We start from the raw sequence: 14,190 nt of genomic DNA, 5'->3' as shown, positions 1-14,190 counted from the left end.
AATGAACAGCTAAAGCGTTATCAAAAAAAGTTACTTAAATATCGAGTGCATGTGGGTTTTTTAAAAAACAGTGCAATTAGATTACAGCAAACTACCCATGATGGTCGACAACTTTGATTGGTCTTGAACATACAACTCAGCCCCAAACTTTAAAAATTTTGGGGCTTTTTTTGTTACCTTGGATATATAAACGAACCAAATCAGTTTGAAAAACGGAACCTTAATATTTTTGCTATTTTTATTTTTAGGGTGCTCTCAGGGTAAGACCAAAGGAGAAAATGCTTCCAACCCCGAGGTAGATACCATCCAAGAATTATTGAATATAGCCAAAACCTCCAAGGAATTGTCTCTCGAAGATCGGAAAGCTTATTTAAGAGATGCCGAAGCCAAAGTATTGGCTATGCCACAGGATACCGCCAAACTAGAACAGCTCTCGCAGGTTTCACTGGCCTATATGAAATTGGGGGACTCTTTGGGCTTTAGAAAATCGAATGCTGAACTCTTAAGGTTGTCCAAAAAAGCCGAGGCCAACAAAATATTGGGGTACTCCTATTGGGACCTTGCCACTTTTATGGAAAGTAAAGGAGTCATGGACAGCGCTTTTTTTCATTACAAAAATGCTCTGGATAATTTTGAAGAATTACCGAAAGATTCCACATCACAATCTCTTAAAGGCAGAATGCTTTATGGTATGTCACGAATTCAAGATTCCTATAAAGATTATTTGGGTGGAGAAATAAGCGCTACTGCCGCAGTAAAGATTTTCAATGAATTAGAAGACAACTACAGATTACATCTTGCTTATAACATGTTAGGTGTTCTTGGCAATGGCATGGGTAACAGTGAAAAATCTATAGAGTCCTACAATAAAGCTCGAGAATATTTGATGAAATCTGAAAGGGCCGATAAAACTGAGCTTTTATGGAAAATTAAAAATAATATTGCTAGCATATATCTTAACTCAGGTGATTATCTAGGGGCTAAAAATTACTATAAAGAGTTGCTTTTGGATAATCAGTTGAAAGCAAAAATGCCAGGACTATATGAAAAAGCTCTAGGAAGCTTAGCCTATTCCATTCTCAAGATTGATAGCGATACTGAACAAGCTGAAAAGCTTTTACGAGAAGCATTTGACATCAACACTCAAACCGGAGATCTATATGATAAAGCTAGGCTACATTACTTTTATGCAGAGGTATTGGCCACCAAAGGAGATACCGTACAGGCCATTGCACAGGCAAATGAGTCCTACGCCATAGCAAGGGAAACCTATAACAACGACCGTTCATTGGATGCGCTAAAATTGTTGACGAAGCTTGATAACACCAAAGCATCTGCCTATGCTGAAGAATATTACCAATTGAACGAGATTATCAGCGAGGAAGAACGTACCAAAAGGGACAAATTTGCACGGATACGACTGGAAACTGACGAAATTATAGAGGAAAACCAAATCCTTACCAAAGAAAAACAAATTTGGGTGGGGGCTTCCCTACTGCTCGTTTTGTTTGGGACAACCGCTATGATCATTGTTTCGCTCTATGTAAGCAACAACCAGCTAAAATTTAAACAGAAACAGCAAGAAAGCAACCAAGAGATCTACAACTTAATGCTTTCGCAACAAGGAAAACTGCAAGAAGGGAAACAATTGGAGCAAAAACGTATTTCCGAAGAACTGCACGATGGTATTTTAGGTGAAATGCTCGGGATACGGTTAATATTGAGCGGTTTAAACGAACGCGAAGATCAAGCTTCCATTGAGCAACGGGCAGCCCTTATCGAGAAGCTACGGGAATTGGAGGAAGAAATACGGACCATTTCCCACGAGCTGAACCACGCTTCGTATGAAAAATTTCATAATTTTATCGTGTCGTTGGAAGATATGATCCAGGGCATAGAAAAATCTTCTGGCATTTCGTGTTCCTTTACCTACGATAACAAGGTTCCATGGGACAATTTGTTGGGAGACATCAAAATCAATGCTTACAGGATCATACAAGAGTCGCTCAAAAACTGTGTCAAGCACGCAAAAAGTCAACATGTGTCCATTTCGTTTCAAGCCATGGACAATCAGTTAAAACTCGTTATTACCGATGATGGTGTTGGGTTTGACATCAACAGGAAAAAGAAGGGAATTGGCCTTAGAAACATTATTTCGAGAACAAAAAAGATAAAAGGAGTCTTGGATATTGACAGTGAATCCGGAAAAGGCACAACAATTAAGGTAACCATCCCCGCCAAATACGTGGAATTACAAATTCCCGAGAAAACAAATGCATTAAACGCTTAAATCCCCCAAATAAAGCAATAAACCTACTATGAAAACACTGAGAATATTAGCCATAGATGATCATGAAATGACCATGCTCGGGTATAAATTTATACTCGAAGGCATTGATTTTGAAGGCCATAATATTATTGTGGATACCGCCACATCTTACCAAACAGGCAAAAAGCTTATTGAGGACTCTGTAAATACGTTCCAATACGATATTTTGTTCCTGGATGTGCAATTGTTCGCACCAAACGAAGAACAACCCTACACAGGGGAAGACTTGGGTATATTGGCCCGGAAAATTGTTCCTGAAAGCAAGATTGTGTTCATGTCGTCTTTCAGTGATAATTTTAGGATAAACAGTATACTAAAATCCGTTGACCCCGACGGTTATCTGGTAAAAACGGATATAGATCCCAAAACTCTGGAAGATGCGGTAAAGACCATTATGCTCGACCCTCCCTATTATTCATCCAAAGCACTTGGTGCCATTAGAAAGAAAATGGCCAACGACATAGACATAGACGAAAAAGACAAACAGATACTTTACCACCTTTCCAAAGGAACCAAGAACAAAGACCTGGAGAAATTTATCAGGCTCTCCCCCTCCTCCATTGAAAATAGAAAACGGCATTTAAAAACCTTGTTCGGCACAGAGAACGAAAATGATCTAGCTCTAATATTGGCTGCCAAAAACAGAGGCTTTATTTAATGAATATGACAATCGTCATATAACAAAAAGGTGTTTGTAATTTGTTTAAACCTAAGTGATAGTAAAAATCTTACAAATAAAAGAAAAACCCCAGAATTTTTAAGGATTATCTGCAATCCTAAAAAAAAGATTCATCCTAACTTTATGTTGAAAGAAAATTAGAATTCTATCAACATGGCTGTCCCCAATAAAAATAACGGTAAAAACAACAATCTGGGCCCAAAGGTTTTTCAGGCCACAGAAGGTTTGGATGATTTTATAAAGGATCTGGAAAGATACTTTTTTACAACTGTGAAGCTTAAATGCAAACAGGATGTTGTGCACAACCGCCTAGATCTGGTGGTTGAACTACATTTTAATTTTAGTATTTCCGATTGTCTTCGCCATTTTAACAACGGTGATTGGAGCGGTTACAGTATTCCGGAAGATAGTAAGTCCGATATGTGCATGACTATGGCAAATGCATTGAAAAAATTAAACGAAAAAAGCACCTACCCCGCCGATATTATGGAAACATCCCTTCATTTTACGGATACTTCCATTGTCATATCCAGACTCCATCCAAATAGCATTCCAGAACATTTGGGAAAAATAATATCAACGATCAATCAACACTTTATATATTTTACCAAAGGGTTGTCAGAGATGCCCTATGAAATTTTTGTTCCGATTTTTGAAGATACTTCCATACTTTCCAAACAACCAAGAATAAGCAATAAATGCGGATATTATGATTATTGGGGATTATATTTCGATAAAGGACAGGAACATGAAGCCCTAATTTACTCCCTTAGCAAAAAGAAATTTTACGAAGAAAATATTTTCCTCTTTGAATAAAATCCGCTAGCAAATACTAAACACTGAACAAAGGTCGCGATTTCATCAAGTCGTTGACCTTTTGTTTTATTTCAGCTACCTTCTTCTCGTTCTCGGCATCGGTGATGATTTCATCAATAAAGCCCACAACAGTCTCCATATCCGCTTCCTTAAGGCCTCTAGTGGTAATGGCTGAAGTACCAAAACGGATTCCCGAAGTTATAAATGGCGATTTATCATCAAAAGGCACCATGTTCTTGTTAGCAGTAATATCTGCTTTTACCAGTACTTGCTCCGCTTCCTTGCCCGAAATATCCTTGTTTCTAAGGTCTATCAGCATCATATGATTGTCCGTACCTCCGGAAATTACTTTGTAATCCCTGTCCATAAAAGCTTTGGCCATGGCAGCAGCGTTCTTTTTCACCTGAACCATGTAGTGTAAATAGTCGTCGGTAAGTGCTTCTCCGAATGCAATGGCCTTGGCAGCGATGATGTGCTCCAAAGGTCCGCCTTGGTTTCCTGGGAACACCGCCAAATCCAACAAAGCTGACATTTTTCTCAAGTTTCCGTTCTTTAGTTTAATACCAAACGGATTCTCGAAGTTTTCGCCCATCAAAATAAGGCCTCCACGAGGACCGCGAAGGGTTTTGTGGGTAGTCGTGGTCACAATATGGCAATGTGGAATGGGATCGTTCAAAATGCCTTTGGCTATCAACCCGGCAGGGTGCGAAATATCGGCCAACAAAATAGCACCGACACTATCAGCGATCTCACGGAATCGTTTAAAATCCATATCCCTTGAATAAGCTGAAGCACCGGCTATGATCAATTTGGGCTTTTCCTTATCCGCAATTTCCTGAATTTTGTCGTAGTTCAACATGCCGGTCTCCTCATCAACCCCATAAAAAACCGGATTGTACAATTTCCCGGAGAAATTTACGGGTGAACCGTGGGTCAAATGCCCTCCATGTGACAAATCAAAACCTAAAATTTTATCCCCTGCGTTAAGGCAAGCATGGTACACCGAAGCATTGGCCTGTGAACCCGAGTGAGGCTGTACATTGGCATAAGCTGCCCCAAAAAGTTCCTTGGCACGATCAATGGCTAATTGTTCCACTTGGTCAACAACTTCGCAACCGCCATAATAGCGCTTTCCAGGATATCCTTCGGCATATTTGTTCGTAAGCACGGAGCCTGCGGCCTCCATTACTTGCGGACTTACAAAGTTTTCGGAAGCTATTAGTTCAATACCCTCCAACTGTCTTTCCTTTTCTTGTGCTATAAGTTCAAAAATCTTCTGGTCTCGTTGCATGTTGCCCATTGTTTAATTAAGGGCGTAAAATTACGAATTGAAAGGGGATTTCCATCTATAAAAATAAGGTTGAGATGTAATTTTATTAAACGGCAATTAACAATTCTGTGAAAAAAACAAATCCTGTACAGCCCTCCATTTAAAAGGGTTTTTGTTGAAAATATACTACAATAACACCTTTTTCGTTAATAGGATGAGGATTTTTGGCATAGCTATTGAATTCCCCTAATACAACCATAAAGTTGACCAGTATGAAAAGATTTCTACTCTTAACCACTATCATTGTTTTAAGCGCTTGTAGTGGCGTAAAAAAAACACAAGAAGCCTTGAATACGGGGAATTATTCCACCGCCATGAACAAGGCTATTAAGAATTTGGCCGAGAACAAGACCAAAAAAGGGCATCAGGAATATATTCTTTTGCTGGAAGAAGCATTTGCCAAGAATACGGCCAGAGAACAACAGGAAATTACATTTCTTCAGAATGATGGAAACCCGGCCAACTTGGAGACCATCTACAACAAATATTTGCAGTTGAAACAGATTCAACAACGCATAAGACCTTTGCTTCCGTTGTATATAAATGATGAAGGCAGAACAGCCGAATTCAATTTTGTGAATTACGACAATAAAATCCTCAATACCAAGGACGATCTGTCCGAACATCTGTACCAAAACGCTTCCAATCTGTTGGCATCGGCCAAATACAAAGCGGATTATAGAGCCGCCTACGAAGATTTAAAATATTTGCAGGAAATAAATCCGGGGTATAGGGAAACAGTATCCAAAATGGATGAAGCCTATAATAAAGGACTGGAATTCGTAAGAGTAGAAATTTCAAACCAAACGCAACAGATTATCCCGGAGCGTTTGGAAGCTGAACTATTGGACTTCAATGCCTTTGGAATTGACAACTTTTGGTTGCAATACCACACCAACCCGCTTCAAAATGTAAAATATGATTACGCCATGAACCTTGATTTTATGGAAATCAATGTCTCCCCAGAACGAATCAACGAAACACAGGTTATCAAAGAAAGACAGATCAAAGATGGTTGGGAATATCTTTTAGACCTTGATGGCAACGTGGTCAAAGACAGTTTGGGCAACAAAATTAAGGTGGACAAGATGCGAACCGTAACCTGTAAGTTGTTCCAATTTACCCAAACCAAAAGCGCACAAATTGGGGCCAAAGTTAGTTTCACAGACTTGAGGAACGGGCAGGAAATCAATTCCTATCCCCTATCCAGTGAGTTTGTCTTTGAACACATTTTCGCCAATTACCAAGGTGATAAAAGAGCTTTGGAAGATGACTTAATGCTATACTTGAACGCTCGGGAAGTTCCCTTCCCATCCAACGAACAAATGGTCTACGATGCAGGTGAGGACCTTAAGCTGCGCCTCAAGGGCATTGTCTCAAAATATCAGTTTAATTAGCAAAAAGAGGGTGTCTATAATGTCGATTTTCGTCAACCTGAACTTGATTCAGGTTCTCATAGTGATTTGTTTATCAGGATGATGAGATTCTGAAATAAACCTGCCTGCCGGAAGGCGGGTTCAGAATGACGTGTTTCAATGCTTTTTGGACAACCTCTCTTTTTATTTTATAAGTACTTCGTAAAATCCGTATCCGAAATGGCGCCATGTGAAGTATGAAAAACCACCTCGCCGTTCTTGATTACCAATAATTGAGGTGACTCGTGCCGAACCCCAAACTTATCCTCAATTGCATTCGACACATCCCTATGGTTTTGGATTGTTAAAAAATAGAGTTCGATGTCCAAATCCATATCATAAGATTCAGAAAACATATTCAATACCATCCTACTTATGCCGCAGGTACTGGAGTGCTTATAAATTACCTGGGGTTTATCTTTGGAGTTCTCCGCAACCGCTTCCAACTGATCCATAGACTCCAATTGAATCCACGGCAATTCTTTCCTTTCTTTCTTTGTTACTTCCTTCTTTCCGAAGACGCTGTCAAATATTCCCATAGTACAAATTTATGGGATAAGTCGTGAGCAAACAAAAAGCTTACATCTGACTAAATGTCTTACTGTTTCTGGATTTATCGGACATTTTGACGGTGATAACGTATTGGTAGGATTGTTGACATAATAGAGAAAAACAACGACTATGAACTTTAATAATTTTACCATAAAATCACAAGAAGCCATACAAAGGGCCCAGCAATTGGCCCAAGAATTTGGGCATCAACAAATCGAGAACGAACACTTGTTCAAGGCCATTGCCGAGGTCGATGAAAACGTGTTGCCTTTCATATTGAAAAAATTGAACGTCAACACCAATCTCATCAACCAAATATTGGACAAGGAACTCCAAAGCTTTTCAAAAGTATCGGGAGGTGAAATCATGCTTTCCAGAGAAGCCGGAAAAACAGTAAACGAAGCGAGCATCGTAGCCAAAAACATGGGCGATGAGTACGTTTCCGTTGAGCATTTGTTACTCGCTATTTTCAAATCCAAGAGCAAAATTGCCCAAATCCTAAAGGATCAGGGCGTGACCGAAAAAGATTTGAAAGCAGCCATCGAAGAACTACGCAAAGGCGGTAAGGTAACCTCCCAAAGTGCAGAGGAAACCTATAACTCCTTGGATAAATATGCGAACAACCTCAACCAAATGGCCGATAGCGGCAAATTGGACCCCGTAATCGGACGGGACGAGGAAATCCGTAGGGTATTGCAGATTTTGTCCAGACGTACCAAGAACAACCCGATGTTGGTAGGTGAACCCGGTGTGGGTAAAACCGCCATTGCCGAAGGTCTGGCACATCGAATCATTCAAGGCGATGTACCCGAAAACCTCAAGGACAAAGTCATTTATTCTTTGGATATGGGAGCACTTATCGCAGGTGCCAAATACAAAGGTGAGTTCGAGGAGCGTTTAAAAGCCGTAATCAAGGAGGTAACCTCTTCCGACGGAAACATTGTGCTCTTTATTGATGAGATTCACACCCTGGTAGGTGCCGGTGGCGGACAAGGCGCTATGGATGCCGCAAATATCCTAAAACCTGCTTTGGCCCGCGGTGAGTTGAGAGCTATTGGAGCCACTACCTTGGATGAATACCAAAAGTATTTTGAAAAAGACAAAGCCTTGGAGCGTCGATTCCAAAAAGTGATGGTAGATGAGCCCGATACCGAGAGTGCCATTTCCATACTTAGGGGAATTAAGGAAAAATACGAGGCACACCACAAAGTTCGCATCAAGGATGATGCGGTAATCGGTGCCGTGGAGCTATCGCAACGCTACATTACCAACAGGTTCTTGCCCGATAAGGCCATCGACCTTATGGACGAGGCCGCTTCCAAACTTCGCATGGAAATCAACTCCAAACCCGAAGAATTGGATGTGCTCGACCGTAGAATTATGCAGTTGGAGATTGAGTTGGAGGCCATCAAAAGGGAGAACGACACTTCCAAATTGAAAACCTTGAACTTGGATCTTGCCAATCTTAAAGAAGAACGGAACGAAATCTTTGCCAAATGGGAAAGTGAGAAAACCGTGGTGGACAATATCCAAAAAACCAAAGAGGATATTGAAAACTACAAGCTTGAAGCAGAACGTGCTGAGCGAAATGGCGATTACGGCAAAGTTGCTGAGTTACGTTACGGGAAAATAAAAGAGGCCCAAGAACGATTGGAAAAACTCCAAGATGAATTGGCAGAGCAGCAAACAGCCGGCACATTGATCAAAGAGGAAGTAACTTATGAAGATATTGCCGAGGTGGTCGCCAAGTGGACCGGTATTCCCGTGAATAAGATGATGCAGAGCGAACGCGAAAAACTCCTGAAACTGGAAGATGTCCTGCATAAACGGGTAGTTGGTCAGGATGAGGCGATAATCGCCGTATCCGATGCCATCCGTAGAAGCAGGGCGGGATTACAAGATGCCAAAAAACCCATCGGTTCGTTCCTATTTCTGGGTACAACAGGTGTAGGTAAGACCGAGCTGGCCAAAACCTTGGCAGCCTATCTGTTCGATGATGAAAACGCCATCACACGGATAGATATGAGCGAATACCAAGAGCGTCATTCTGTGAGCCGATTGGTGGGTGCACCTCCAGGGTATGTGGGTTATGATGAGGGAGGTCAGTTGACCGAAGCCGTGAGAAGGAAACCCTATTCCGTCATCTTGTTGGATGAGATTGAAAAAGCACACCCCGATACCTTCAACATACTGTTACAGGTGTTGGACGAAGGTAGGTTGACCGACAACAAAGGTCGCGTGGCGGATTTCAAGAACTCCATCATTATTATGACGAGTAACATGGGCAGCCACATTATACAAGAGAAGTTTGAAGATGCCGTAGACTTGGAAAGTGCTTCAGAGACAGCACGGGTAGAAGTGTTGGGATTGCTCCGCAAGACCATCAGGCCCGAGTTCCTCAACCGTATTGATGACATCATCATGTTTGCGCCATTAAGCAAATCGGATATCAAGGATATTGTGGGACTGCAGTTGGAAAACTTGAAGAAAATGTTGGCCAAGCAGAACATTACCCTCGATGCCACCGAAGAAGCTATCGCATATTTGGCAGCAAAAGGTTTCGACCCGCAATATGGTGCACGCCCCGTTAAACGATTGATTCAAAAAGAGGTTTTGAACAACCTTTCCAAAGAGTTGTTGTCTGGAAAAATAACCTCCGACAGCATAGTGCTCTTGGATTCCTTTGATGATCAATTGGTGTTTAGAAATCAAGACGAACTTGTAGAGTAAGTTCTCAAAATACATTTCAGTCAGGAAATGTCCTTCCCTAGTTTTATTTAAGGGAAGAGCATTTACAATAGTTGAGACTTAACCTGACAATCTTACTTAACAAATTGGCTTATCGCCAAATCAGTCGAAAAAATAGCGGGGACATCCCCGCTATTTTCCGTTTATAGACTTCATGAGGCAGTCCTAATCAAATATAAATTTGTTTAATGTTTTTAGTTTTTTATTAAACATTATCATCTTATCTTTGTACAAAAGAATTTTAATGCAGCTGTATCAACTAAAGTCGAAACAACTACTCCCCATTACTATAAAGGAGGCTTGGGATTTTCTATCAGACCCAAAAAATCTGGCAGTGATAACTCCGGAACACATGGGTTTCCATATTTTGGCCGGAGCGGATAGACCCATGTTCCAAGGTCAAGTTATTCAATATATAGTAAAACCGTTTCCTTTTGTTTCCACAAAATGGGTAACTGAGATAACCCATGTTAAAGAAGGCGAATATTTTGTGGACGAGCAGCGTTTTGGCCCCTACTCCCTTTGGCACCACAAACATTTTTTAAAAGAAGTTCCCGAAGGTGTGGAAATGGAGGACATCATTGATTACAAATTGCCCTTTGGTTTGTTGGGACAACTCACCCACCCTTTGTTGGTAAAGAAACAACTGCAAAAGATTTTTGAATTTCGAGAGCAAAAACTTGCCGATTTATTCGGACAAGTAGATGGAAAAGAAAACTATTTAGGCATCAGAAAGGTATAACATGAAAAAGAATATATTATTGATTGGTGGCTCTTATGGCATAGGTTTGGAGATGGCAAAAATGCTTTCCAAAGAGAATGAGGTATTCATTGCCAGTAGAAGTAACGAACACCTTTCAAACATTGACGCCACTCACATCCCTTTTGATGCCCTAAATGAGGATATTAGCGACAAAGCCATTCCTGAAACACTGGACGGTTTTGTGTACTGTCCTGGAAGCATCAACCTGAAACCGTTTAAAACAATGGGAATCGACACCATTCAAAATGATATGGAAATCAATTTCATTGCTTTGGCCAGAACGGTCAAATCCATCATCAATAGAATGAACGAAGGTTCTAGCATGGTTTTTTTCAGTACTGTGGCCGTGGGGACAGGAATGCCCTTCCACACCAGTGTATCGGCGGCTAAAGGAGCTATTGAAGGTTTTGCCCGAGCCTTGGCGGCGGAATATGCTCCTAAAATTAGAGTGAATGTTATTGCCCCATCTTTAGTGGACACTCCCCTATCGGAACGACTGCTGAGCAACGATAAGAAAAAAGAGATGATGTCCGAAAGACACCCCATGAAAAGAGTCGGCAGCGCAACGGATATAGCTAATATGGCCGTCTTTTTATTGAATTCCGATAATTCATGGATTACAGGGCAGGTTATTGGGGTCGATGGTGGAATGTCCAGCTTAAACGTGAATTCATGAAAGATAAAATCAATATTTTTTGGTTTAGGCGTGATTTGCGTCTGGATGATAACGTTGGACTATATCAGGCGCTTCAAGATGATGTTCCCGTTTTGCCAATATTCATTTTTGATACCGAAATACTGGAAAATCTCCCAAAAAATGATGCTAGGGTGACCTTTATCCATGAACAACTACAAAAATTAAATAATCAGCTAGGTGCCAACCATGATAGCGGAATTGCCCAGTTCTACAATACCCCAAAAAAGGTCTTCAAGCAATTATTGAAAGAATATAAGATTGAAGCCGTATACACCAACCATGATTACGAGCCATATGCCAAAAAGCGTGATGGTGAGATAAAATCATTTTTGGAAGAAAACAAAATGAAGTTCAAGACTTTCAAGGACCAAGTGATTTTTGAAAAGGACGAAGTGGTGAAGGACGATGGCGACCCGTACGTGGTATACACGCCATTCATGAAAAAATGGAAGGAAAATTTTAATCCGTCTATTCATTTAGTGGAGTATGATACATTGAGTGACCTTGGTAAAAACTTGTATCCATCCAAAAATCTACCACAACTTTCGCTAAAAGATATGGGGTTTGAGGAGTCTTCCATAAAAGTTCCCGATTTTACCGTCACTTCCGATTTGATTCAGAAATATAAAGACACACGGGACTACCCCGCCAAGGAAAAAGGAACCTCCCGATTGGGTCCCCACTTACGATTTGGTACTGTTTCCATCAGAAAAATGGTAAAAAAAGCCATTGATGAAAAGAACGAAACCTTTTGGAACGAATTGATTTGGAGAGAGTTTTTTATGCAGATTCTGTGGCACTTTCCACATACCGTTAATGAGGCATTTAGAGCCAAATACGACAGGATCGAATGGCGAAACAATGAAGAAGAGTTCGAAAAATGGAAAAATGGTGAAACAGGTTATCCTTTGGTAGACGCAGGGATGCGCGAGCTGAATGAAACCGGTTACATGCACAATCGTGTGCGTATGCTCGTGGCCAGTTTTCTCTGCAAACACCTGTTAATCGACTGGCGGTGGGGCGAAGCCTATTTTGCCGAAAAACTCCTTGATTATGAAATGGCCAGCAATGTGGGCAACTGGCAATGGGCCGCTGGCAGCGGTGTAGATGCTGCCCCCTATTTCCGGATTTTCAACCCCACTACACAGATAAAGAAATTCGATAAGGACAAAAAATACATCAATAAGTGGGTGCCAGACCTTCAAGAAATGAATTATCCCGACCCTATTGTTGACCATAAAACAGCCCGCGAGCGATGCTTAAAAACATATAAAGAAGCGGTAAGTTGAAGCTTTTTCGTTAATTTTAGTTCTCTGTTGGGATGATTTTGTTTTATCTCAAAAAAACTAAATCAAATCAACGGAACATAACTAACTCAAAACCTTTAAAATGAAGAAACTTTCAACCTTACTCCTTTTGGGGCTGATGTCGCTTAACCTAGCGGCCCAAAAGATGTCCAAGGACAAAAAAGCGGTAGTAGCTTCCGTAGAAAAGCACAAAGAAAACCTTATCAAAATCAGCGATTCCATTTGGGCGTTGGCCGAAACTGCTTTTGAAGAATCCATTTCTGCCGAATTGCTTGCCGATTATGCCGAAGAAAATGGGATGACCGTTACTCGTGGTGTGGCCAATATCCCAACAGCTTTTATAGCAACTTATGGTTCGGGTTCTCCCGTAATCAGTGTATTGGGCGAGTTTGATGCACTTCCTGGCCTTTCACAAAATACCGTCCCCACCAAAGACCCAAGAATCGAAGGTGAACCAGGTCACGGCTGCGGACACAATATGTTCGGTGCTGCCAGTTTGGGGGCAGCCATCGCCATTAAAGAGCAAATAGAAGCCGGAAACATTAAAGGGACCGTAAAATTCTTCGGAACCCCAGCAGAAGAAAAGTTTTTTGGCAAAGTGTGGATGGTAGAGGCCGGACTTTGGGACGATGTAGATGTGAATGTAAGCTGGCATCCATCCGCAGAAATTGAGGCCGATGTACAGAGTGGACTTTCTTTAATTGACTTTATGATTGAATTTTATGGTCAAGCCGCTCATGCTTCTTCCGATCCTTGGAACGGTCGTAGCGCTTCCGATGCATTGGAACTATACACTACGGGAATTAATTATTATCGTGAACACATCAAACCAACGTCACGTATCCATTATCATATCCAAGATGGTGGACAAGTGGTGAACGTTGTTCCCGATTATGCCCGCTTGTGGGTCAGGGTCCGTGATCCAAAAAGAGATGTAATGTTACCAACCTTTGAGCGTGTAAAGGCCATGGCTGAAGGTGCTGCTATTATGGCCAATGTAGATTACAAATATTCATTGATTTCCGGTATTTACGAGACTTTGGTGAACCGTGAAGGCGGTAAAATCATGCAAAATAATTTGGAGCTTTTGGGCCCGATCACTTATACCGAGGAAGAGATTACCTATGGTAAAGCCATTCAAGAAGCTACTGGAAAACCACAGGTTGGCATGGACGGCGAGGTGCATCCATTGAAAGAAACCGAAGAACTTCCAGGTGGAGGTTCCACGGATGTTGGCGATGTAAGCTGGAACGTTCCAAACATCAACCTTGGGGTAACCGTAGCACCAAAAGGAACTCCGTGGCACTCTTGGGCAGTTGTTGCCTGTGGCGGAATGAGCATTGGCCACAAAGGAATGATCTATGCATCCAAAGCAATGGGAATGACCATGTTGGACCTTTTTGATGATCCTAAATTGGTAGAAAAAGTAAAAGAAGAATATAAGACCAGAAAAGGTGATGTAAAATATGAGGCCATGATCGATGGTCCCCCACCAATCCCTGGCAAATAAATTAAATTACAATTTTATTGAAAAGCCTGCCCTTCGCAGGCTTT

General features: G+C 41.2%; 11 protein-coding genes. 9 read left to right on the top strand and 2 right to left on the bottom strand.

The window, feature by feature from the left end; translation table 11 throughout:
- Positions 1-205 precede the first annotated feature (205 nt).
- From GO009_RS11280 to GO009_RS11270, 3 genes are all read left to right on the top strand, one after another.
- Positions 206-2,290: a sensor histidine kinase gene (locus GO009_RS11280; RefSeq protein ID WP_163626306.1), complete on the top strand. Its 2,085-nt coding sequence runs from the start codon at positions 206-208 to the stop codon at positions 2,288-2,290.
- Positions 2,291-2,318: 28 nt separating this feature from the next.
- Positions 2,319-2,987 (top strand): response regulator transcription factor, encoded by a 669-nt coding sequence (locus GO009_RS11275; RefSeq protein WP_163626305.1) that lies wholly within the window; start codon positions 2,319-2,321, stop codon positions 2,985-2,987.
- Positions 2,988-3,161: 174 nt separating this feature from the next.
- A complete protein-coding gene (locus tag GO009_RS11270; protein ID WP_163626304.1) occupies positions 3,162-3,824 on the top strand; it encodes a hypothetical protein in 663 nt (220 codons plus the stop codon).
- A 16-nt stretch (positions 3,825-3,840) separates the two neighbouring features.
- On the opposite strand, the gene glyA is transcribed toward GO009_RS11270, so the two are convergent.
- Positions 3,841-5,115 (bottom strand): serine hydroxymethyltransferase, encoded by a 1,275-nt coding sequence (glyA, locus tag GO009_RS11265; protein ID WP_163626303.1) that lies wholly within the window; start codon positions 5,113-5,115, stop codon positions 3,841-3,843.
- Positions 5,116-5,366: 251 nt separating this feature from the next.
- Here glyA and GO009_RS11260 point away from each other — a divergent pair, with 251 nt between their 5' ends.
- Positions 5,367-6,551, top strand: coding sequence for a hypothetical protein (locus tag GO009_RS11260; protein WP_163626302.1), 1,185 nt, complete (start codon positions 5,367-5,369; stop codon positions 6,549-6,551).
- Positions 6,552-6,718: 167 nt separating this feature from the next.
- Here GO009_RS11260 and ytxJ read toward each other — a convergent pair whose 3' ends face one another.
- Positions 6,719-7,108: a bacillithiol system redox-active protein YtxJ gene (ytxJ, locus tag GO009_RS11255; protein WP_163626301.1), complete on the bottom strand. Its 390-nt coding sequence runs from the start codon at positions 7,106-7,108 to the stop codon at positions 6,719-6,721.
- 142 nt (positions 7,109-7,250) lie between these two features.
- Between ytxJ and clpB the strand changes: the two genes are divergently transcribed.
- The 5 genes from clpB (at position 7,251) to GO009_RS11230 (ending at position 14,146) form a co-directional block, all read left to right on the top strand.
- The gene (gene clpB, locus GO009_RS11250; RefSeq protein ID WP_163626300.1) at positions 7,251-9,851 is read left to right on the top strand and encodes an ATP-dependent chaperone ClpB; all 2,601 of its coding nucleotides are present in this window, start codon (positions 7,251-7,253) and stop codon (positions 9,849-9,851) included.
- A gap of 262 nt (positions 9,852-10,113) precedes the next feature.
- Positions 10,114-10,611: an SRPBCC family protein gene (locus tag GO009_RS11245; RefSeq protein WP_163626299.1), complete on the top strand. Its 498-nt coding sequence runs from the start codon at positions 10,114-10,116 to the stop codon at positions 10,609-10,611.
- 1 nt (position 10,612) lies between these two features.
- Positions 10,613-11,308 carry an SDR family NAD(P)-dependent oxidoreductase gene (locus GO009_RS11240; protein ID WP_163626298.1) on the top strand — a complete coding sequence of 232 codons (696 nt, stop codon included), beginning with the start codon at positions 10,613-10,615 and terminating at the stop codon, positions 11,306-11,308.
- Positions 11,305-12,618 carry a deoxyribodipyrimidine photo-lyase gene (locus GO009_RS11235; protein WP_163626297.1) on the top strand — a complete coding sequence of 438 codons (1,314 nt, stop codon included), beginning with the start codon at positions 11,305-11,307 and terminating at the stop codon, positions 12,616-12,618. The genes GO009_RS11240 and GO009_RS11235 overlap by 4 nt, the downstream gene beginning before the upstream one ends.
- A gap of 100 nt (positions 12,619-12,718) precedes the next feature.
- A complete protein-coding gene (locus GO009_RS11230) occupies positions 12,719-14,146 on the top strand; it encodes an amidohydrolase (protein ID WP_163626296.1) in 1,428 nt (475 codons plus the stop codon).
- Positions 14,147-14,190: the final 44 nt, after the last annotated feature.

The organism is Allomuricauda sp. TY007, from assembly GCF_010468565.1.
Taxonomy (GTDB): Bacteria; Bacteroidota; Bacteroidia; order Flavobacteriales; family Flavobacteriaceae; genus Flagellimonas.
Note: the sequence above shows the minus strand (reverse complement) of the source record. Positions and strands in the feature narration are given on the sequence as shown.

What these genes read in the sequence shown, in the direction of transcription:
- GO009_RS11275 (WP_163626305.1), top strand. Translation starts at nt 2,319, where the DNA reads ATGAAAACACTGAGAATATTAGCCATAGATGATCATGAAATGACCATG.
- GO009_RS11270 (WP_163626304.1), top strand. Translation starts at nt 3,162, where the DNA reads ATGGCTGTCCCCAATAAAAATAACGGTAAAAACAACAATCTGGGCCCA.
- glyA (WP_163626303.1), bottom strand. Translation starts at nt 5,115, where the DNA reads ATGCAACGAGACCAGAAGATTTTTGAACTTATAGCACAAGAAAAGGAA.
- GO009_RS11260 (WP_163626302.1), top strand. Translation starts at nt 5,367, where the DNA reads ATGAAAAGATTTCTACTCTTAACCACTATCATTGTTTTAAGCGCTTGT.
- ytxJ (WP_163626301.1), bottom strand. Translation starts at nt 7,108, where the DNA reads ATGGGAATATTTGACAGCGTCTTCGGAAAGAAGGAAGTAACAAAGAAA.
- clpB (WP_163626300.1), top strand. Translation starts at nt 7,251, where the DNA reads ATGAACTTTAATAATTTTACCATAAAATCACAAGAAGCCATACAAAGG.
- GO009_RS11245 (WP_163626299.1), top strand. Translation starts at nt 10,114, where the DNA reads ATGCAGCTGTATCAACTAAAGTCGAAACAACTACTCCCCATTACTATA.
- GO009_RS11240 (WP_163626298.1), top strand. Translation starts at nt 10,613, where the DNA reads ATGAAAAAGAATATATTATTGATTGGTGGCTCTTATGGCATAGGTTTG.
- GO009_RS11235 (WP_163626297.1), top strand. Translation starts at nt 11,305, where the DNA reads ATGAAAGATAAAATCAATATTTTTTGGTTTAGGCGTGATTTGCGTCTG.
- GO009_RS11230 (WP_163626296.1), top strand. Translation starts at nt 12,719, where the DNA reads ATGAAGAAACTTTCAACCTTACTCCTTTTGGGGCTGATGTCGCTTAAC.